We start from the raw sequence: 20804 nt of genomic DNA, 5'->3' as shown, positions 1-20804 counted from the left end.
TTCTGATGAGTACTTTTATGAAGCGTAATGCCCTGTTTGGCAGCGCAGCGATGTTCAGTCTTTTGGCTGTTCTGCACGCGCCGACGTCGTTGGCAGGTGAGGGGCACAGCGAGCACGAACAACATGCTGCCGAGTCGGCTGCGCCCGACGCCAGTGACAAGCCTGCAGATCAATCGAAAGGCAAGGCCGCTGGCCATCAGATGGATCATGGCGCCATGGATCATGAGGGTATGAACCATGACGATATGGGGCACGAGAAGATGATGGATAAGCATGGCGGCACCGAAGCCGAAGCAGGTTCGAACCATGACCACTAGGTTTTCACGCCCGTCCCTCATAGCGCTGGCCGTGTCGCTGAGTGCACTCAGCGGCGGCGTTACCCAGGCTGCGGAAGAAATGGATCATTCGGCAATGGGGCACGGCTCCATGTCGATGGACCACAGCCAGATGGGCCACGGTTCCGCCAAAGCGCCGATGGAGGGCATGGATCACAGCAAGATGGATCATGGTGCCATGCAGAGCGAATCGGGCAGCATGGACCATAGCCAGATGGGCCACAGCCAGAGCCAAGAGAAGGCCCCAGCCATGGACCACAGCAAGATGGGACACGGCACCATGCAGGGACAGATGGAGGGCATGGATCATTCGAAGATGAACCATGGCTCCGCTGAAGCCCCGAGAACTACCAGTCGTACGCCGATTCCCGTTCTGACGGATGCTGATCGCCAAGCGGCTTTCCCGCCACTGCCTGGCCACAAGGTGCATGACAGCGCCATCAACAGCTTTTTCCTGCTCGATCAGCTCGAATACCAAGACGCAGATGAGGGCAGCACCCTGGCCTGGGATGCGTCGGGTTGGGTAGGCGGTGATATCAACCGGGTCTGGTTCCGCTCCGAAGGCGAGCGTACCAACGGCGTTACCGAGGACGCTGAATTACAGCTGCTGTACGGCCGCTCGATCGGCCCTTGGTGGGATGTCGTCGCGGGCGTTCGCCAGGACTTTAAACCGGAGTCGCCGCAGACTTGGGCTGCCTTCGGTATCCAGGGCATGGCGCTTTACGCCTTTGAGGCCGAAGCCACGGCCTTCGTCGGCGAGAATGGCCAAACTGCTGCCCGACTGGAGGGCGAGTACGACATTCTGCTGACCAACCGGCTGATTCTCCAGCCAACTGCCGAAATGAACTTCTACGGCAAGAACGATCCTGAGCGAGGTGTGGGGTCTGGGTTGGCAAATACCGAGCTCGGCTTGCGTCTGCGTTACGAGATTGTCAGACAGTTTGCTCCCTATGTCGGGGTTTCCTGGAGCCGCTCCTATGGCAACACGGCAGACATGGTGCGCGACGAGGGCGGTGATGTAGACGAGGCGCGTTTTGTCGCCGGTATCCGGATGTGGTTTTGAGAACCTGACATGAAAAGAACAATTAAAACTTTGGTGGCGGCCGGCGTGGTCGGTAGCACAGCTGTCCTGGCCGGCGCCTACTTTGGCGTGGTCAACGTGGGGGCCGATGATCCCCATTTTCCTGCAGTGCATGCGTTTCTCACGATGGCCCGCGACCGCTCTATCGAAGTCCGTTCGCAGGACATCGAGGTTCCCAACCTGGATGATCAAGCTCTTATTCGCGCCGGTGCGGGCAACTACAACTCCATGTGTATCGGCTGTCATTTGGCGCCAGGTGTGGCGGAGACCGAGCTAAGCCAATCGCTTTACCCTGCGCCTCCCAACCTCGCCAAGATCGGTGTCGATGGCAATCCGTCAGCAGCGTTCTGGGTGATCAAGCATGGCATCAAGGCAACGGGTATGCCTGCGTGGGGCAAGAGCATGGGCGATGAGTACATCTGGGGCATGGTTGCCTTCATTGACCAATTGCCGACGATGGATGCCAAGCAATACCAAGCACTCGTCGCATCCAGTGGCGGCCATCAGCATGGTGGTGGGGAAACGCAAATGCACAATCATGAAGGTCAGCACGGCGACAACAAGCCTGGCCATCATGGCAATAGCGGCGGTGGCGAAGACCATCATGGAACAGGTGATGCCGGAGAGCCTGGCCATCACGATGCCGCGGCTACTGATAGCGAGGGTGGCTCCGCACCTGAGGCAGGTCACCATTCGGACATGAGTGGCGATGATCACCATGCCGGGGATGAGGCCGCCCCAAGCGGCGGAGACCATCATTCCGAGCAAACTCCGAATGCCTCGCCCAAGACCCACACCCACGCCGATGGCAAAGAGCACGTGCATGAAAGCTAAATATCTGGCCTTGCTGGCCGCTCTCTCCGTCACAACTGGAGTTCAAGCCGCTGATGCCCTGACGATTGATGTCCATCGTGATGCTAATTGCGGATGTTGCAAGAAGTGGATCTCACACCTCGAAGCGAATGGCTTCAAAGTCGTCGACCATGTCGAAAGCAACATGTCGGCAGTGAAGCAAAGTCTGGGCGTTGCGCCGCGGTTGGCGTCTTGTCACACCGCGGTGATTGACGGCAAGTTCGTCGAAGGTCATGTGCCGGCGGCTCAGGTCATCGAGCTCACCAAGCGCGATGATCTCGTGGGCATCGCTGTTCCCGGGATGCCGGCGGGCTCCCCCGGTATGGAAGTCGATGGCGTACAGCATGCCTACCAGGTCATTGGCTTGACCAAGGCGGGGTCTGATCAGGTCGTTGCAGAATATCCCGCTCAGTAGTACTGCCTGCCAGCACGGCCGCTTGTGTGTAGTGGCCGACTCTTTTTCATACGCCCTTTAACCTAAGTAAAAAAGGCGCCCGAGGGCGCCAAGGGCTGTCTCCAAACCAAAGGAGCACTACGAGGGGACAGCAGGACCAAGGCGCGAGCGGGCAATCAACCCGCCCGCTTGCCAGGGTTAGAGAACTTCCAGCGGGTACTCGACAATCAGGCGGACTTCATCCAGATCCGACTCGTAATCGGTCGCGCGAGTGGTCATTTGGCGAACACGGAAAGACATATCCTTCAGTGATCCAGTCTGCACAACGTACTTGGCCTCGATGTCCCGCTCCCAGCGCTTCTGGTTGGTCAACGGATCGCCGTTGTCATCACGGCGCATATAGACTTCGTTGGCCTTGCTGTAGTCGGCATCCCAGCCCTGGGCATATCGAGTCATGAAGCTCAACCCAGGCACACCGAAAGACTCCATATCCAGGTCGTAGCGCACTTGCCATGACTTCTCCTTCGGCGAGTTGAAGTCGCTGTACTGGATGGAGTTGTCGAGGTAGATGGAGTCCGATTGGCGCAAGTAATCGAAGTCATCATCGCCATTGTTGCGCTGGAGACCCACCAGTACTGTGTGAGCGCCGAATTGGATGCCGACCTTGCCGCTCCAGATGTTGTTATCGAAGCTCCCGAGGAGCTGCTTCCCTTCATCGACCGCCTTGTAGTAGTTCAGCCCGCCGATCAAGGCGACATCGTCCGCAAGCGGGTAGCTCAGCGTGGTGCCCGCGTAATATTGATTCCAGGCATCCTTGAGGCGGCTGGTGTAGAGACTAAAGCCGACGTTGTCATTAAGCGTGTAATCACCACCGAAATAGGCGATCCATGGCGAGTCCACTTCGCCTGCGTAGAAGGTAGCGAAGCCGTCGCGCATGCTGCTGGTATTGGGTTGGCTCATCGAGTGGAGGCGACCGCCTTGAAGCGACAGTCCTTCCACGCTGCTGTTGAGCACGGTGATACCTCGGAAACTCTCCGGTAAAAGCCGCGCATCACCGTATTGGACGACAGGGCTGACAGGAAAGACGTCGCCTACCTTGATCTCGGTATCCATGAACCGAGTTTTCACCGCGCCCCCCAGTTTTGAGTAGTTGTCCTCAGCCTGCCCGAGGCTGTTGTAAGGCATCACGTCGACTGAGCCGCCTGCTCCAGAACGGCCGTCGCCGGTGTCAAGCTTGAGCCCTAGCATGGCAAAGGCATCGACACCAAAGCCTATGGTGCCCTCGGTGAAACCAGACTCGAATCTGCCTATCACGCCATGCGCCCACTCTTCCGAATAGCCATTACCCGAGCTGCTGGACTGGCCTTTACGGAAATCGCGGTTGAAGTAGAGATTTCGATTGAGAATGGTCAGGCTGCTGCCTTCGATAAATCCCTCGCCTTTCTCGCCGGCGGCCATCGCAGCTTGCCCGGTACTGACGCTCAGAGTGAGCAGAGAAAGTCCTAACAGGGTTCTGTTATTCATAAATGCTCCTGATGTTATTGGCAGTTGTCATTGTGTGGTCGCATATATGTGCCAAGCGCGCCGGGCATAGCCAGGCACGCCTTGGTCATATTTCCACATGCCAAATAACGTCAGGGTGACTTGGAAATTACATTTCAGTCAGCGCGATGTCATTTATCTAGTTTTGATTACGGCAACCTGTCCCGGCTGCCCGGTATTCAAGAATATTCAGATCGCCATTGGAGTCCTCGTAGGTCATCTGGGCCGGCATCACACCGCAGCTAGAGTCCGTCGGGGTAGTGGCCACGACCCTGGCGATATCGAGTTTCATGCCGTAGCGGTAATGAATAACTTCAGGCGGATTCTTTCCGTTAGCGGCAGCATACTCTTGCATGGCCTGCTCATTGGCCTGAATCATCCGACCATAAACACGATCAGCGCCGCCTTCTGCCAGAGTGGCAGAGGAAACAACCATAGCGGCAAGGGCTGCAATAACTTTGAGGCTTTTCATGTTTAATCACTCCTTCAAGGTGGTGATTAAAATATATCCGCTCAACCTGTCATAAAAATGAAGTCAAAGTTACATCGCCGTAATGCTTCCTGCCGCGTTACCCGGGCGAGTCAGCTTGGCGCGTGGCTTGCCCGGGTTTGTAAAGCTATAGCTCCTGCGGTGCGCGAACCTTCTGTGTACGCTGCCTTCGCATCAGCCAGTACGCGGCCGGCAAAACCAACATGGACATCAGCGGCGCGGTAATCATGCCGCCGACCATGGGCGCGGCGATGCGCTTCATCACTTCAGATCCGGCACCTCCGCCCCAGAGGATTGGCAACAGGCCGGCGATGATCACGGCCACCGTCATCACCTTGGGCCGCACGCGCAGCACTGCGCCTTCACGAATTGCCTCCAGTAGTGCCGGGTCACCGCTGCGCCCGGCATCCATACGTGCATGCCAGGCATTCTTCAGGTACAGCAGCATGATCACCCCAAATTCCGCCGAGACGCCGGCCAAGGCGATAAAGCCGACCCCAGTGGCAACCGACAGGTTGAAGCCGAACCAGTAGAGCAGCCAGATGCCGCCCGATAGGGCGAAGGGCAGGGTTGCCATGATCAGTAGGGCCTCACCGAAGCGGCTGAAGGTCAGGTAAAGCAGCACGAAGATGATCAACAAGGTCGCCGGTACCACCCAGGCCAGCCGTGCATTGGCGCGCTCCAGGAACTCGAACTGACCGGAGTAGGAGACGGTCATGCCAGCATCGAGTTGTACCTGCTCAGCTACGCGTTGCTGCAACTCGCGCACGGTCGATGCCAGGTCGCGCCCACGGACATCGACATAGACCCAACCGGACAGACGCCCGTTCTCGCTGCGCAGCATTGGCGGCCCTTCGGTCAGACTAACCTGGGCGACGGTGCCCAAGGTGATCTGCTGGCCGGCTTGCGTGAGGATCGGCATACGCCGTAGTGCCTGCGGACTGTCTCGCCACTCCTTGGGATAGCGCAGGTTGATCGGGAAGCGGGCCAGTCCTTCAACCGTCTCACCAATATTGCTGCCGCCGATGGCGCCCGATACCACCGCCTGCACATCGGCGATGCTCAGGCCATAGCGCGCCGCGGCCAGTCGATCGATCTGGATGTCCACGTAACGGCCGCCAGTAAGGCGTTCTGCCAAGGCCGAACTCACCCCAGGCACCTCTTTGGCCACGGCCTCGATATCGCGCGTTATGCGCTCGATGTCGACCAAGGAGGTTCCGGACACTTTCACCCCAATGGGGCTCTTGATCCCCGTCGCCAGCATGTCGATGCGGTTGCGGATGGGCGGCACCCAGATATTGGACAGCCCCGGAACTTTTACCGCGCGATCCAGTTCCTCGATCAGCTTTTCGGGTGTCATCCCCGCGCGCCATTGATCGCGTGGTTTGAACTGCACCGTGGTCTCGAACATTTCCAGCGGTGCTGGATCGGTGGCGGTCTCTGCTCGCCCGGCCTTGCCGAATACCCGTGCCACTTCGGGCACCGTGAGGATCATCCGGTTGGTTTGCTGCAGCAGCTGGGTGGCCTTGCTGGCCGGCAAGCCGGGCAGGGCTGATGGCATGTACAACAGGTCGCCCTCGTCCATCGGCGGTAGAAACTCTCCTCCGAGTCTGCTGAGGGGCCAGAGACTGGACAAAAACACTAGCAAGGCCAGCGCTAGGGTCACCTTAGGCCAAGCCAGCACCCACTCCAGCACCGGCCGGTATGCACCGATCAGCCAACGATTCAAGGGGTTCTGTTGTTCGCTGGGGATATGCCCACGAATCCAATAGCCCATCAGCACCGGTACCAAGGTGATCGAGAGGCCAGCAGCGGCAGCCATGGCATAGGTCTTGGTGAATGCCAGCGGGCCAAACAGGCGACCCTCCTGGGCCTCCAGGGTGAAGACCGGGAGGAAAGACAGGGTGATGATCAAAAGGCTGAAGAACAGCGCCGGCCCGACCTCGGCCGCAGCTTCGCCGATCACCCGCCAGTGCGCCTCGCCCTGAAGCGGTTCACCGGGGTGTCGAGCCTTCCAGGCCTCGATGTGCTTGTGCGCGTTCTCGATCATCACCACGGCGGCATCGACCATGGCGCCGATGGCGATTGCGATCCCGCCGAGCGACATGATGTTGGCATTGACGCCCTGGTAGCGCATGACGATGAAGGCCATCAGGATGCCCAGGGGTAGGGTGATGATCGCGACCAGCGACGAGCGCAGGTGCCAGAGGAAGATCAGGCAAACCAGGGCAACCACCGCGAACTCTTCCAGCAGCTTGTAGCTGAGGTTATCGATGGCGCGGTCGATCAATTGCGAACGGTCATAGGTGGTGACCACCTCGACGCCGGCCGGCAAGCTGCCCTTCAGGCTGTCCAGCTTGGTCTTCACCGCGGCGATGGTATCGCGGGCATTCTTTCCGGAGCGCAAGATGACCACGCCACCTACAACTTCACCCTGGCCATCCAGCTCGGCAATGCCACGACGCATCTCTGGCCCCAGCTGAATGGTGGCCACCTGACCCAGCAGCACCGGAACTCCGCTGGCCGAAGCCCGCAGCGGCACATTGCGGAAATCCGCCAGGCTCTCTAGATAGCCTGAAGCCCGGACCATGTACTCGCGCTCTGCCAGCTCCAGGATGGCGCCGCCGGTTTCCTGATTGGCGCTCTTCAGCGCCGCTTCGACCTCCTGCTGAGTTACCCCATAAGCCACCAGCTTCTGGGGATCGAGCAGCACTTGGTATTGCTTGACCATGCCGCCGAGGGTGGCCACTTCGGCTACGTTGGGCAGGCCCTTGAGTTCGTACTTAAGGAACCAGTCCTGCAGTGCCCGCAGCTGGGCAAGATCATGCTGGCCGCTGCGGTCGACCAAGGCGTACTGGTAGATCCAGCCCACGCCGGTGGCATCCGGCCCAAGGGTGGTGGTAACACCCTCGGGCAGGCGTTCCTGCGCCTGGTTGAGGTACTCCAGCACCCGCGAGCGTGCCCAGTAGAGGTCGGTATCGTCCTCGAACAGCACATAAACGAAGGAGTCGCCGAAGAACGAGTAGCCGCGCACTGTCTTCGCCCCCGGCACCGAGAGCATGGTGGTGGCCAGCGGGTAGGTCACCTGGTTCTCGACAATCTGCGGTGCCTGCCCGGGGAAGCTTGTGCGGATGATGACCTGGGTGTCGGACAGATCCGGCAGTGCATCCAACGGCGTGTTGCGCAGCGACCAGATGCCCAGGGCGGTGATGAACAGGGTCGCCAGCAGCACCAGAAAGCGATTGCCGATAGACCAGTGGATCAGGCGTGCGATCATGGCTGGTCTCCTTCCTTGCTGAGCTGCTCGATCATCAGGCCGGAGTTTTTCTGGCGGGCGCCGATACGTACGTGATCTCCTGGCTTAAGTCCCACAGCTACTTCTGAGCTGACCAATGGAAAAGCCATGGTCATACCTGGCATATTCAGGCTCTCGAAGGGCCCGTGCTCCAGGGTGACTGACTCCGCGTCCAGAGCACGAATCACACCATGGGCCTCATGTAGTTCCTTCTTATTGTCCTGCTCGGCATGGCTGGCCATGACACCCTGTAGGCTGGCCTCCGAATCGATGAGGAACTGGCCGGAGGTAACGACCGCCTGACCCTCCTCAAGACCGGACAACACCTCCAGACGCCCATCAGCCTCGCGGCCCAAGGTTATTTCCAGGGGGCGGTAGCGCCCATCGCCTTCTACCAGCATCACCAACGCACGCTTCCCGGTGCGAATCACGGCTTCACTCGGCACAAGAAGCGTGGATTGTTCGACGGCACTGTTCAGGCGTACGGCGGCGAACATGCCGGGGCGCAACTTACCGGCAGGGTTGGGTAGCTCGCTGCGTACCGTGAGCGTGCGTGTTTGCGGATCGGCACTCGGCAGCAAGGCTATGACGCGGCCCAGCAGCGGTCGATCAGGAAAGGCCGTCAGGTTGGCGCGGATCTCGTCCCCGACCTGGATACTTCCGGCCATGGCCTCGGGTATCGCCGCATCGAGCCAGACACTGGATAGCCCGTTAATCAACGCCAGATCCTGCCCGGCTTCGACGGTCATCCCGGCGCGTACCTGCAAGGCTTGGAGCTCGCCGCTGATAGGTGTGGTGAGGGTTTGCACCGCCCGTGGTCTGCCGCTGCGGCGGACCTGCTCGATCAACGTTTGAGGCATGCCAAGCAGGCGCAGGCGCTCTTGGGCCGCACTTATCAAGCGAGTGTCAGCGGTACGCAGTACCGCCAGGAACTCCAACTGCGCGGCGGACCATTCGGGAATCAGCAGGTCGACCAGGGGGGCTCCGGCAGGCAGCACATCGCCCGGGGCGCGACCGTAAACCCGCTCGACGAATCCGCCGGCGCGGGCCTGGAGGTTCGCCACTTCTCGCTGGTTATAGGCCAGGGAACCCACCGCCTCGATATCCGAGGGCAGTACACCTCGGATCACCATCGAGGTTCGCATTCCGAGGTTCTGCACGGCTTGAGCGGGGATGCTCAGGACAGACGGATCCTGCTCGGATCCTGCGTATTTAGGGACAAGTTCCATATCCATGAAAGGTGACTTGCCCGGCTTATCGAAGCGCTGCTCAGGCTGCATCGGGTCGTACCAATAGAGCACCTTGCGCTCGTCCGTCGGTGCGGAGCTAGGCAGGATCTCGTGTTTGGCTTGCCGCTGGGCCAGCCAGTAGCCACCGCCCGCCGCGCCAATGCCCACGGCCAGCAAGGCGACCGCAAAACCAAATGCCGATATCTTCATTTCAGTCCCTCCACATAGGCGTAGTACAGGCTTGCGGAGAGCTGGCTCAGCTTGCGCTGCTGTTCAATCTGCCGTAGCTGAGCCTCGATCAGGTCGCGCTGGGCGGTGAGGACGGATGTCAGCTGGCTGTTGCCGGCCTGGTAAGCGGCAAGTTCGAGATCGGCACGTTTGCTTGCAAGCGGGATCAAGGTTTTTTCGGTGCGTGACAAGGTCCTGCGCAGTTGCTCAAGCTCGGCAATACCGCCTTCCAGCTCAGCCTGATGGGCGCGCAGTAATGCTTCCTGCTCGGCTTCCATCTGCGACACGCTTTGTTGTCTGGCGTTGATCTTGGGCCCCTGACGTGTGCCTACGAACAACGGCAGGTCGAAGGTAAATTGCACCATCACCATATCGCCGAATTGGTTGTCGCGATTGTTGTAGGCAAACTCAACACCCCAGTCGGGGGTCTTCTCGGCGATGGCCTCGTTCAGCTCGGCGCTAGCCTCGCCGACTCGGGCGGAGGCAGCGCGCAACTCAGGGTGTGAGGCAATGCGTTGCTGCAGGTGCGGTACCACCAGGTTCAGATTGGGAACACCTCCTTGCAAAGGCTGGTCAGCCTCGTTGCCTATCCAGCGGCGCAGCTTGGCACGAGCTACTGCCACATCGCGATTCAGTTCATCTCGCCGATCTTGTAACGCCAAAGCTTCCTGGTCGGCCTGCAACAGCTCGCCAGGCTGAGCACTACCGCCGGCAATCAGCGATTGCACGGTCGAGCGGAGCATCTCGATCTGACGGTCCAGTTGATCGAAGAGGCCAACACTGCGTTCGGCGTAGTACACGTCCAGCCAGCTCACTGCTGTCTGGCGCTTGATCTCCAACTGCATGGCACGCTGCTCGGCCTCGGCTCGGACAACTGAAGCCTCGGCCACCTGGCGCCGAGCCTGACGCTTGTCACTGTTGGGGACTTCCTGCATGAGCCCAATGCGGCGCATGGTCATGGAGTCACGATTAAGTGTGTAACGGTCAGGGCCTTCGATCGGCAGGTTGTCGATGCCTAGAATCAGCTTGGGATCGGGCAGGGCGTCTGCGGGCCCTACAGCCTGTTGTGCCGAAGCCACCTGCGCCTGGCGCGCGAGGTTCTCAGGGGCACTCTGCTCGGCCAGAGCTTGGGCTCGTTCGAAGGTTAGGGGCTGCGCCTGCGCGGCAAGCCAGGGAGCTGCCCAGAATGCGGCAGCCAACACACCGAGATAGCCACGGCGTGGAAAAAGGAAAGCGGACATGCTTTCGCCTCCAATGCGATTGATCGAGGTCGCAGCTACGAAACGTGGCCGCGACGATGCGCCTGACTGTAAGGCGCGGGATGATCACTGCATTAGACGAAACGAGGAGGGCGCCAGAGTCCTGCTGGCTCTCGCTTAATCACCGACTGTGTCAGCAATATTTCGGGGCGTGAGGGAAGAGGGGATATGCTCTTGATCACATTGGTCTGGAGAAGTCCTCCGGTCTTGCATTCCTGGCCGGATTTGCAGGGAGACTTATTGGCCACCCCATCAGACGTGTCCATTTGCTCGCAGCACGGAGCATCGGCCGTTGCATGGCCCTGATGATCGGCGCTCTGCATCGGGCAAGGTTGTGCCGGCATGCTGAAAGCCATACCGCCGAAGGTCGGCAGCACGAGGCTAGCAATCATTACCAGGATCAATCCAATCCGACGCACAGCAATTCACCAAGCGGGGCTATAGGGCGACTATAGCAGATTGCCTCGAGGCATGAGCGCTCCTTTTGACGATAACAGCACTTCGTTGATTTGGATCAAATAGAGTGTCTAATCTCAAAGGGGGAGCTGATTTTGTAGCGGGTGAGATTTCAATCGAGCAAGCGATAGAGTTCAGGCCAAAGAGGATTCTATAATCACTCGCCGTTCGGTGTCTCAGAAAAGGCTACAACTCATCTGGCCTGATTGGAGTTGGCATGACTATCGCGGAATGCATATTGAGGCGTATCAAGCGCATGCCCAAGGGCAAGCCTTTTGTTGGGGCAGTATTCGCTCAGGCGGGCTCCCGTACATCGGTAGCTAAAGCTTTGTCCCGGATGGTGCTCAGTGGCCTCCTAGAGCGCGTTGCTCGCGGCGTCTACATGCGGCCTAAGCACAGCCAATACACGGGCAGAAGGGTTCGAGCTAATCCGCTGGCAGTCATGGAGGCGGTCGCCAAGGCAAAAGGTGAGATTATCCAGATCCATGGCGCAGAAGCAGTTCGACGCTTGGGTCTGAGCACCCAGATGCAGGTTTTACCGACTTACTACACCAGTGGATCGACGCGCGAAATCAAGATAGGCAACGCGGTTGTTCGCTTGCGTCATGTGTCTCGGTTACGACTCCAGCAGGCTGGTACCAACGTAGGTGTGGCCTTGACGGCATTGCTGCACCTTGGCAAAGCAGAGCTGACTGAACTGGCGTTAAGCAAGATCGCCAACTCACTTAGCGTTGAGGAATTCAACCAGCTTATGGACTGCAAAATGCCTGACTGGATGCGGTCGGCTTTGGCCAGATCCGCGAAGGATCATGCGTGCCGAGATAGCACCTCGACGTACCCCGCAAGCGTGTGACATGTGTGGGAGTTTGATGTCGTAATGATGCGGACGTGCACTACGTGTCGATTGCTGAAATTTGTAAATGACTGAGCTCAATCCATTGATTCCCTTGGTTAAGGCTATAGGCTGCCGCCGGACGAGTCGGCGCCATAGAACAGCTCATTGCGCGTCTGCCCTGGGCTGAAGGCGTTAAAGGTATACACAATGATCAATTCGCCCCAAAAGCGTGCTCACTTGCTCGTAGCCCGATCTGGTCGTCAGTATGCTGCAAGGTACTTGATGTGCTAGTCCGATGGCGGGCTTGTATAGCCAGAGTACGGCAAGCGTTCGAGATCCAAGCACATGAGTAGCTAGTGCTAATGCCTGCTGGCACCTTCCAACGAAACACCGATGGACGAGGCTCCAGCAACCCAATGGTGCAATGGGGCAAAACGCGATTATTTCAGTTTTGTTCATGTTGCACCCCTTAAAGGTGAATCCTGCCTTTCAGCCACACAGTCGCCCAGCGGGCTCCATTTTTTTGCCGCTTTGCGCGGCAATGTCGAGCAATCTTCCTTGTTTCTCAGACCGAGCAAGCAGAATCTCTCGTGCGCCGTCTTCAATTGTCGACTTTAGAAGCCATCTGTCAGTCTTTATTTTCCGTCGACCCTTCATCGCATATCTCCGCCCGTAGGGCCTGGGGGCACCAGCTACAACTGAAAGGACCTCGTAAACCCTGGTTACGCCAGCCAGAATAGCTCGGCTCCTGCAGTGGGCTCCATTCAATATGGGTATGACAGCTATGCCCGTGTATTGGCTGTGACGGTACGGCTTATGGATGGCACCCTTTCTTAGCCTAGCTACCTAGGTCGCCTTCTGCTTATGAGATGCCTGACATGCCTAATGCACTGGCCTCCTTGCTGTAACGCAACAGATCCTCCCACACAAATCTGATTGGGTAATGCACGCACATCTACCGTCGGTAGCGGCGCGCCGTCTTGGATGACTCGAAATGCTGGTACTGCTGGCGGCACCTATGTGGCCGCTTACCTCATGCATCGCGCCCCTTTTCTAGATGCTAGTAGCCACTGGCCATCGAAGTGGTGTTATCTTGCCTGGGTGAGCATAACTTATGAGTTTCGTATGATTAAGGATGACGAGATGGAGCAGGGTAGTACGGATGCAAACAAAAATTTTTCTGTTAGGTATAAAGAGCTAGACATAGAAGATGGCGGTTGGCCGAGCGGAGAGGACAAGCTTTCAAGGCGAAAGGAGATTGAGAATCTGACGCCGCTCTTGGTTAATGCGCAAGCCCCGCTTGTTATTTGCTTGGATGCTCCGTGGGGTGCGGGAAAAACAACCTTCGTTAGGCTTTGGTCAGAATATCTCCGAACGATTAATGTGGCTAATTTATATTTAAATGCGTGGGAGAGTGATTTCGCCGAAGACCCTCTTTTGCCTCTGATTTCAACGCTGGATAAATGGATTTCAGCTGAGCTAGATGAATCCAAAGCGAAAGCTGCCTGGAGTAAAGCGAAGAAGGTGGTGCCTGGCATACTTAAGTCGACAGCTGTCGCTGCGGCTAAGGCCGCTTCATTTGGTCTGCTAGACATAGACAAAGAAATTGAGAAGCTGGCGGCCGATGTAGTCGGAGCCGCTGTTGGTGATGTTGTTGATAGATTTAATGTTAAACAGAAATCACTTGAACAGTTTAAGAAGCAGCTTTCTATCGCTTTGGAGGGGTTGCCTGACGGCCAAAAAAACCTCGTGATATTTATTGATGAGCTTGATAGGTGTCGACCTAACTATGCGATCGAGACTTTAGAGCGTGTGAAGCATCTTTTTGATCTCGATCGCATTATTTTCATAATTTCAATGAATCGCGATCAGTTAGGTAAGAGTATTCAGGGTGTCTATGGTTCGTCGTTCAATGGGGCTCATTATTTAAAGCGCTTTATAGACGTTGACTACCATCTGCGGACGCCTTCCATAAAGGAATATATCTCGGTAAGGTTGCATGAGCCGGAAATTGAAAGTTATTTTAAGTCGCGCCGAGATGGACAGTATGATCATGAGCATATCATTGAGCTGATGGCGTATTTGGCGTCTCGCTTTGAGTACACACCTCGTGATGTTAATCAGTTGGTTGGAAGGCTTAAATTAATATTTCGTAGCATTCCTGCCAATCATTACCTTGATGAGTCGATCATGATACCGCTTCTAGTGCTGAGGCAAGAGGCACCGGCACTCTACAATCGATATTCAAAAGATCCATTTTGTGCGAATGAAGTGATTGAGTTTTTGGCGGGCAGTCGAATCGGACAGGGCACATTTGAGCATCGGATCGCGGTCATGTTTGGTTATCTGCTAAGGCCGGCTATGGACTCGCAGTCAAAAGAAGGTGTGGAAAGAATACTAGCTCCCTGGAAAGAATGGCATGGTCAAGTCGCGGAAATGGAAAAAACTTCATATCCATCAGAATTCCAGCGCGCAATTAAGGCGGTTTTGGAGTTTGCCACTGATGATCGTGAGTTCAGGGGGCGTAGAGGTATAAGCACGGTGGTCTTCAATCGAATCGAACTAGCCGGAGAAATTAATTTTTCATAACTCCTCGCTGAACCCATGGGTGTCTAACGGCATCCGTGGGGAAAGCGTTATCTTATGACAATCGCTCATCACGGTCACGCTCGTATGCCACCTCCTGATTGCTCAGACTCAATGTCGCGTACTAGGCCACTCTTGGAAATGTAGGGCGGACCAACGTGCTTCACGTTGCGTCTTTGCATTCGCTTATCATTAAGGACAAGGGCATCATCAGTCGCATCGGTTCCATGGATAGATGGGTGGCTTACACGCTGCCCAGGGAGCCAAAAGCAGGTACTTTAAACAAATCGCCACGTTGAGCAGAATAAGCCAGTGCTGATGTCTAGCTCGTGACCGACCATAACCAGGCAAACCAGTGAGTTGCTCCATGTCTGAAGGTATCAAGAACACCGCCATCACAGCATCAGGCTACATCTATCAGACCCGACAAGGGATCAGGGTCCTTTGTGACTGGCTTGATGCCCCAGCTCGCTACACTCGTGTGAAGTTTGAATGTGATGAGGAGGTAGTGGCCCCTAAAGGACTGGATGACATCGTGGTGGAGCGCGCCGACGGCCTGTTTGATCTGCAACAGGTCAAGTTTACTCCAGATTCAGATGCCCATCCGCTGTGTTGGAGCTGGCTTTTGGAGAAAACCGGTAAGACTGAGAAAGCTCGATCTATGTTGCGGAAGTGGTTTGATGCCTTTCAGGCGTTGGACCCGGCCAGAATTGGCGTGCTTTCACTCACGACCAATCGCCGTCCAGACGCAGAAATCGAATCTTGCTTGGAGCACGGTCGGATTGCATTCATCAAAATTCCAGAACCCAGACGCTCTCAGATCGTCGCTGCTCTGGGGGGCGAGCAGGAGTGCGAGGCATTTTTCAGTCATCTTCAGGTCATACATAGTGACAAAGGGTTCGACAACCTTGAACACGAGATAGATGCGCGCTTGCGTAAGCACGGTACTGGCGAAGGTATTGCCACTCTTAAAAATCTTGCTCTGAATTGGGCAACTCGACTGAATTCTCCGCCTCCGGACGGTTGGATAAAGTTAGAGCAAATACAGGCGATCCTTCGCTCCACGCCACCTACTCCGTTACCAGAAGACTTCGTCGTGCCCGAGGGCTACGAAGTCCCCGATGAGACATTTCACGAAGCTTTTCTCCGTGATGCCGTTTCGACTACGGGGCAGGCGATGGTGCTAACTGGGCCTCCAGGTCGGGGGAAAAGCACTTACTTGAGCGCCTTGTGTGACGCCCTCGCTGAGCAGGGGATACCTACGGTTAGGCATCATTACTTCCTTTCTGTCACTGAGCGAGGGCGTGACCGAGTCAACAGCTATGCGGTGGTGCAATCGATTGAAGATCAAGTGAAGCGATTCCATCCTGACGTATCGTTTGGAGGAGGTGATCTGCGCTCAATCCTGGAGGCCTGCGCCACATACTACAAGGATCTTGGAAAGCCATTCGTTGTTGTCCTCGACGGGCTGGATCATGTATGGCGCGACAACGCTGAAGATAAGCGGCCTCTGGATGACCTTTTTTCTCAAGTAATACCCTGTCCTGAGAACATGGTGCTGCTTGTTGGTACCCAGCCCGTCGACGACGCCCAGTTGCCGACAGATCTGCTCGCTTATGTGCCCAAGGAGGAATGGCGTACGCTACCCGCGATGTCTGAGAATGCTGTCCTTTCGCACCTGCGGAAGGTGTATCAGGAAGGGAGGCTCGCAACTGGTTTTGATGATGAGCACGAGATTGAGCGACAACTACAAGAAGCCGCATCCGCGCTTCGGACGAAAACCAATGGCCATCCGCTGCATGTAATCTACGCCGTTGCCGAGCTTGAACACGCGGGCGGCATGCTTTCCAAGAGCGACGTAGACCAGCTAAAAGGAGATCTCGGTCGCGATGCGAGATTTTATTACGCATCGCTGTGGGAACGGCTTCCTCCTAGCCTGAAGGATACGTTGAGGCTAGTTTGTGCTTTTCCATTTTTTTGGCCTAAAACCGCCTTTGTTGAGATCGCCCGTAGAGTAGGTTCAGCAGAACCTGACGTCCCTAAAGTCGGGCATTTGCTTCACTCCTCTCCAGCTGGCTTGAAAGTCTTTCACGAAAGCTTGGCCGTTTTTGTACGGTCGACTACGGACTACATGCTTCGCATTACTGAGTTAATGCCGATAGTGGCGAGTTGGCTGGAGAGCGATGCCCCCAACTCTCTGCGTGTCAACTGGCTTTGGACAGTCCAGGCTCGATTAGGTGCCCCCCAAAATCTTATCAGCGGCCTCACACGTGACTGGATCATGTCGCGGTTGGAGGAGGGATACCCGGAGTCGCTCTTTGACATGTTGTTGTCCGATGCACTGATAGCCGCCTTGACGACGAAGCAATTCGCCGAATCTTATAGATTGGCGCACCTGAAAGATCGCATGGTGGGCGGCAGTCAGTACCAGATGCAGGGCGACGACATCGCGCGCCTAATCTCCTACACCTTGGCTCTGACCGGGGAGGAGAGTGTAGTGCGTGAAGCTGTTGCTTCTAGGCACGAAGCGGATGTTCTACATCTTGCGGCGCTCGGCTTGGCGCTGCAAACCCGGGGTGACCCGGTTCAGGCAGAGATATGCGCGGAGGAAGCGTTTCGCCGGTTCAGAGGATTGAGTCGATTCTCTAATCGTTATTCCTCCACCAGCGGCGCAGACGAGTTCAAGTTCTTGGTAGATATGTTCGCACGGCTTGGCATTATTGGAGCCACTGCCGACTCGCTGGCTCGGCTTGTAACGGAAAACACTCCCATTGTCTGGTTGCCGCGGGTTCAGCTTTTGGTTGAAAAAGCCAATTTGGACGAGTTGATGCAGGTGGCAGCCCTTCTTCCGGACAACCACAGCAAGGATCTCGTCAGCGACGCCTGTGTTCGCGCTGCTGCAGGTGCAGGAGCGAGTATCCTCGAGCGCACGGATTTTCATTGCCTGAGCAAGACGCCTTTGGTTGCAACTTTGGAAGTAGCTTGGACACGCACAGCCAGCCTATTGATCAAGCCTATTCCCATCAAATGGCTTAGTGGGGAGTATTACGAGCATAAAGACAACTTGGCGAGGCTGGTCCACCACTGGTTTTTCTCCTCAGTTCACCTGGGCCTAAGCATGCTCGCGGCCGGTGCTACCGCTTTTGAGTTCATCCCGGCCCTAGTGTTCAAAGACAGAACGAACATTACTGCATTCCTCAGCGAGCTCGCTCTGGTTGCAGATGAGATTGCGCAGTTGTGGTGGGAGGGGCAGTTTGTAGATTTCCATGAACTGTACAAGCGGCTTGAGACCGTTGAGTTCAAGTTTTTGAAGCAAGATTATCATGAGACTGCTGCAGCTGAGGATTTTCGAAGGGCATTGCACCAAGTCGCGTGCGATATTCGTACAGTTAGCGTACTTCTGGACGGATCAGGCATCAATGTATCCCTGACCCACTCCACGCTAACTGAGGCCTCTCGGTGTGCTTGGTTCGAAAGTGGATCATTTCGTACAGATTACGCGGCGGGGCTGCTTACAACGATGGATGCCGATGCGGCAGCGGCATTTGTTCAGGATCAACGCCAAGTGCTCGATGCAGAAGTGCGCCATGAGACAAGCGTTCATCTTCAAACACCTCTGGAATTGTGCGCGATTGCACTACGGCATGGGGTAATCTCCAGTGCCCGTGAGTTGTGCAAGCAGACGTGGGAGTTGACTACTGGCTATGCACATCGGAAAGACCCCACCCTCAACAACACCTTGGACGCTATCCGCTACTTGGCGGATGTTGCCCAGGACGACGCGCGCCGCCTACTCAGCCTCGTTGCACCGCAAGTCCATCATGTATTGGATTACACCGACGGGAAGGGCACGAGGCATGTTCTTAGTTCTGCTGATCGCCTGTTAGCTAAGCTGCAGCCTTCAGCACTGGTCATCAAGTACGAAGAGCACATTCATGCTGGAGACTGGTCGCTGGCTGAGGATAGTCTCAAGGAATACATCATGGAGGGCATCAGAAACAGTTGGCCTTTGGATGCGGTGCTGCGAACCGGACTCCACCCTGAAATATCTCAGGCAATCAAACAGCTTGACCAAGAAGGCATAACTACCGCTGTAGAACGGCTTACCGTGTTGGAACAGCACGCTGGCTGGGACCTTGGTTCTCTGATGCGACCAGAAATGGTTGGGAGCAAAACAGAAAGCAAACCCTACACGGACGATTTCACAAAGTACGAGCCGGCAAGACTCGATGACTTGCTCGATAGCCTCAGTTCTAGCTACCACGAGCAAGAGCGTGTTCTTCGTGCTTGGTACCAGCACTGGGAGAAGGCTGGTCAAGGTCAGCAATTGCTGATTGCCCTCGACGATTTACTGCTATCTGACGAAGGGCGCCGACGCGGAGTTTTTGCGCTGTCGGATCTGGCCTTTGAGACACGACGAAAGCTGAGTGGCTTAAATTCAGCATGGAAGTATCTTGTGCAAGCACACATCCGGAACGGCGCATGGTCAGGCTTCGTTGAACCTGAGGAGAGAACCTTGTCTAGGTTGGAGCTCGTCGCAAGACGTTATCCGCGGCGCTGCGACGATTTTGTAGCGGAGACGACCTACAGCATGTTTGGCAATCCAGAAACGTCTCGTGTGGCACCTTCAGAATTGATGGTTTACTTCTACGCGCGACAGAACCGGATTGCGGAGGCAGTCGCTTTCGCCGAGATGATGGTCAATTGCGTTATTGACGACACCCGTACCCTACCGCTAGAACCCCCGCGATGGGCGTCGGCATTAACAACTTCTACATCGGTGGAGCATTAATGGACGAGCTTCGAATTCTGATTGCCAGGCTAGGCTGGCCGTCTACAACTGCCAGATGGTGGGCTATGCAAGAGCTGGCCGCGTGCTTGGGGAGATCAACAGCGGAAGCTGAGGCAGCATTGATCCAGCTATTGAAATCCTGTCGGCTGGAGGCAGAAGTAATCGAGATCCTCTGCATATTCTGGATTGCAGCAAGAAGCAATGGTTACAAGGCGCCTGCGCAACTTGGCGAAAGTATCCAGCGATCATCCATTCTTGCGGACTTACTTCTGGACAGTCTAGGTGTTTGCAAACCCCTTGGAGATTCGAACCTAATTGAGGTGCCGGTCGACTTCGATATCCCCCAAGATTTTGAGGATGTACAAGGTTCTGATTTGCCGCGGATATTCAGAACTACAATGATTAATCTTGAATACCAAACTGGCCTGCCGTTTCTTCAACAAATGGCGTTTGAGTGGACGTTAAACCACTCTGTGTACCCAGAGGCACCATTCCAAGGAAACCTCGGGCACTTCATCCGCCCACTAGGAGAGGGGTTTGTAGGGCACCTTTCTTCGCGTACAGCACTTCGCTCCATCTCCGCCTATCTCCGAACTATTGCGGTCGCGACTGAGTGTTGGGGAATACCCATGCCATCCGCAGTGGATAGAGCTTTGCTGGCATTACCAATCCATCCGACATTAGCCTTTCTCACCCCGCAACGGCCACAGTGGTTTCCTCAGGCGACAGACTTTGAGGGCGACAGTGCATTGATTCAAGCGTCTTTACAAGAAATGCTTATGCAGGTCAAAGCAGAAGAAGGTGGCGAGCTGATCGCTTTCGCCTCTCCTATAGTGATATCGAGGGAGCGGTGCGTAGAGGTCTCTTGTGTTCGATGGTCACAGGCTGTTGGCAGCAGTATTGCGGATGAGGACTTGGCTTTACATCTAGATGATTATTGGCATTACCGACCAGGAATTCGTAGCTCCGCTCTTGAGCCCTTGGGTGTGTCGACCTTGTTGTCGCTTCCCGGTGGCTTCAACAGTATCCTTGACGGCGAAAGCAAAGCATGGCCGCTTTCAGCGCCGCTCGACTTCGATCGTATCGGATACCTTCAACACGATTTGTACCCCGAGCGCTTGATGATGCCGACACTGCCAGGCAAAGACGGGGCAGAACTTTCACCCCATCATGGCAGGTTGGTGATCAAGGATCGTGAGCAAGTGGTTGCGAGTCTCTGTTATTGGAACGCTGGATGGGGAGTGGCACGACCTACGCAGTTTGGTGGTCACTGTGGTTCAGCTCTGATTTCCCGAGGAACTTCGTATCGCGAAGGCGCTATTTTTGAAACTCCGGGAGTGCGGTCAATCTACTTATGGAAGGTCAGAACTCTGAGCCGCCACAACAGCTTTGGCAGCTTCGATGAAACCATAACGATGGGTGCATTGTTC

General features: G+C 56.1%; 14 protein-coding genes. 8 read left to right on the top strand and 6 right to left on the bottom strand.

Annotated elements, in window-relative coordinates; all coding sequences use genetic code 11:
- Positions 1-5: 5 nt before the first annotated feature.
- Genes APH34_RS25660 through APH34_RS25645 form a run of 4 tightly spaced genes read left to right on the top strand, consistent with a single transcriptional unit; the run spans position 6 to position 2683 of the window.
- The gene (locus APH34_RS25660) at positions 6-317 is read left to right on the top strand and encodes a hypothetical protein (RefSeq protein WP_003246749.1); all 312 of its coding nucleotides are present in this window, start codon (positions 6-8) and stop codon (positions 315-317) included.
- Entirely contained in the window at positions 307-1398 is a 1092-nt protein-coding gene (locus APH34_RS25655) for a copper resistance protein B (RefSeq protein ID WP_054903494.1), read from the top strand. Before APH34_RS25660 ends, APH34_RS25655 begins: the two co-directional genes overlap by 11 nt.
- A 9-nt stretch (positions 1399-1407) precedes the next feature.
- Positions 1408-2250 (top strand): cytochrome c, encoded by an 843-nt coding sequence (locus tag APH34_RS25650; RefSeq protein ID WP_023662988.1) that lies wholly within the window; start codon positions 1408-1410, stop codon positions 2248-2250.
- A complete protein-coding gene (locus APH34_RS25645) occupies positions 2240-2683 on the top strand; it encodes a DUF411 domain-containing protein (protein ID WP_004574337.1) in 444 nt (147 codons plus the stop codon). The genes APH34_RS25650 and APH34_RS25645 overlap by 11 nt, the downstream gene beginning before the upstream one ends.
- Positions 2684-2860: 177 nt before the next feature.
- On the opposite strand, the gene APH34_RS25640 is transcribed toward APH34_RS25645, so the two are convergent.
- From APH34_RS25640 to APH34_RS25620, 5 genes are all read right to left on the bottom strand, one after another.
- Positions 2861-4186: an OprD family porin gene (locus tag APH34_RS25640; RefSeq protein ID WP_009394815.1), complete on the bottom strand. Its 1326-nt coding sequence runs from the start codon at positions 4184-4186 to the stop codon at positions 2861-2863.
- A 157-nt stretch (positions 4187-4343) separates the two neighbouring features.
- Positions 4344-4676, bottom strand: coding sequence for a DUF2790 domain-containing protein (locus tag APH34_RS25635; RefSeq protein WP_004574339.1), 333 nt, complete (start codon positions 4674-4676; stop codon positions 4344-4346).
- Between the two features lie 145 nt (positions 4677-4821).
- Entirely contained in the window at positions 4822-7971 is a 3150-nt protein-coding gene (locus APH34_RS25630; protein WP_004374632.1) for an efflux RND transporter permease subunit, read from the bottom strand.
- Positions 7968-9428 carry an efflux RND transporter periplasmic adaptor subunit gene (locus APH34_RS25625; RefSeq protein WP_004374629.1) on the bottom strand — a complete coding sequence of 487 codons (1461 nt, stop codon included), beginning with the start codon at positions 9426-9428 and terminating at the stop codon, positions 7968-7970. The genes APH34_RS25630 and APH34_RS25625 overlap by 4 nt, the downstream gene beginning before the upstream one ends.
- Positions 9425-10687 (bottom strand): TolC family protein, encoded by a 1263-nt coding sequence (locus APH34_RS25620; RefSeq protein WP_004574340.1) that lies wholly within the window; start codon positions 10685-10687, stop codon positions 9425-9427. Before APH34_RS25620 ends, APH34_RS25625 begins: the two co-directional genes overlap by 4 nt.
- 691 nt (positions 10688-11378) lie before the next feature.
- Here APH34_RS25620 and APH34_RS25615 point away from each other — a divergent pair.
- Positions 11379-12014, top strand: coding sequence for a DUF6088 family protein (locus APH34_RS25615; RefSeq protein WP_054903493.1), 636 nt, complete (start codon positions 11379-11381; stop codon positions 12012-12014).
- A gap of 174 nt (positions 12015-12188) precedes the next feature.
- On the opposite strand, the gene APH34_RS30460 is transcribed toward APH34_RS25615, so the two are convergent.
- The gene (locus APH34_RS30460) at positions 12189-12455 is read right to left on the bottom strand and encodes an antitoxin Xre/MbcA/ParS toxin-binding domain-containing protein (RefSeq protein WP_080604703.1); all 267 of its coding nucleotides are present in this window, start codon (positions 12453-12455) and stop codon (positions 12189-12191) included.
- Positions 12456-13121: 666 nt separating this feature from the next.
- Here APH34_RS30460 and APH34_RS25610 point away from each other — a divergent pair.
- From APH34_RS25610 to APH34_RS25600, 3 genes are all read left to right on the top strand, one after another.
- The gene (locus APH34_RS25610; RefSeq protein WP_009395925.1) at positions 13122-14585 is read left to right on the top strand and encodes a P-loop NTPase fold protein; all 1464 of its coding nucleotides are present in this window, start codon (positions 13122-13124) and stop codon (positions 14583-14585) included.
- Between the two features lie 364 nt (positions 14586-14949).
- Positions 14950-19374 carry an ATP-binding protein gene (locus tag APH34_RS25605; RefSeq protein ID WP_054903492.1) on the top strand — a complete coding sequence of 1475 codons (4425 nt, stop codon included), beginning with the start codon at positions 14950-14952 and terminating at the stop codon, positions 19372-19374.
- Positions 19374-20804: hypothetical protein (locus APH34_RS25600; RefSeq protein WP_054903491.1), on the top strand; the 1431-nt coding region annotated here is incomplete at its 3' end. The genes APH34_RS25605 and APH34_RS25600, both read left to right, overlap by 1 nt.

The organism is Pseudomonas sp. NBRC 111131 (assembly GCF_001320525.1).
GTDB lineage: Bacteria > Pseudomonadota > Gammaproteobacteria > Pseudomonadales > Pseudomonadaceae > Aquipseudomonas > Aquipseudomonas ceruminis.
The sequence above is the reverse complement of the archived record's forward strand: the minus strand, read 5'-3'. Positions and strand labels throughout refer to the sequence as shown.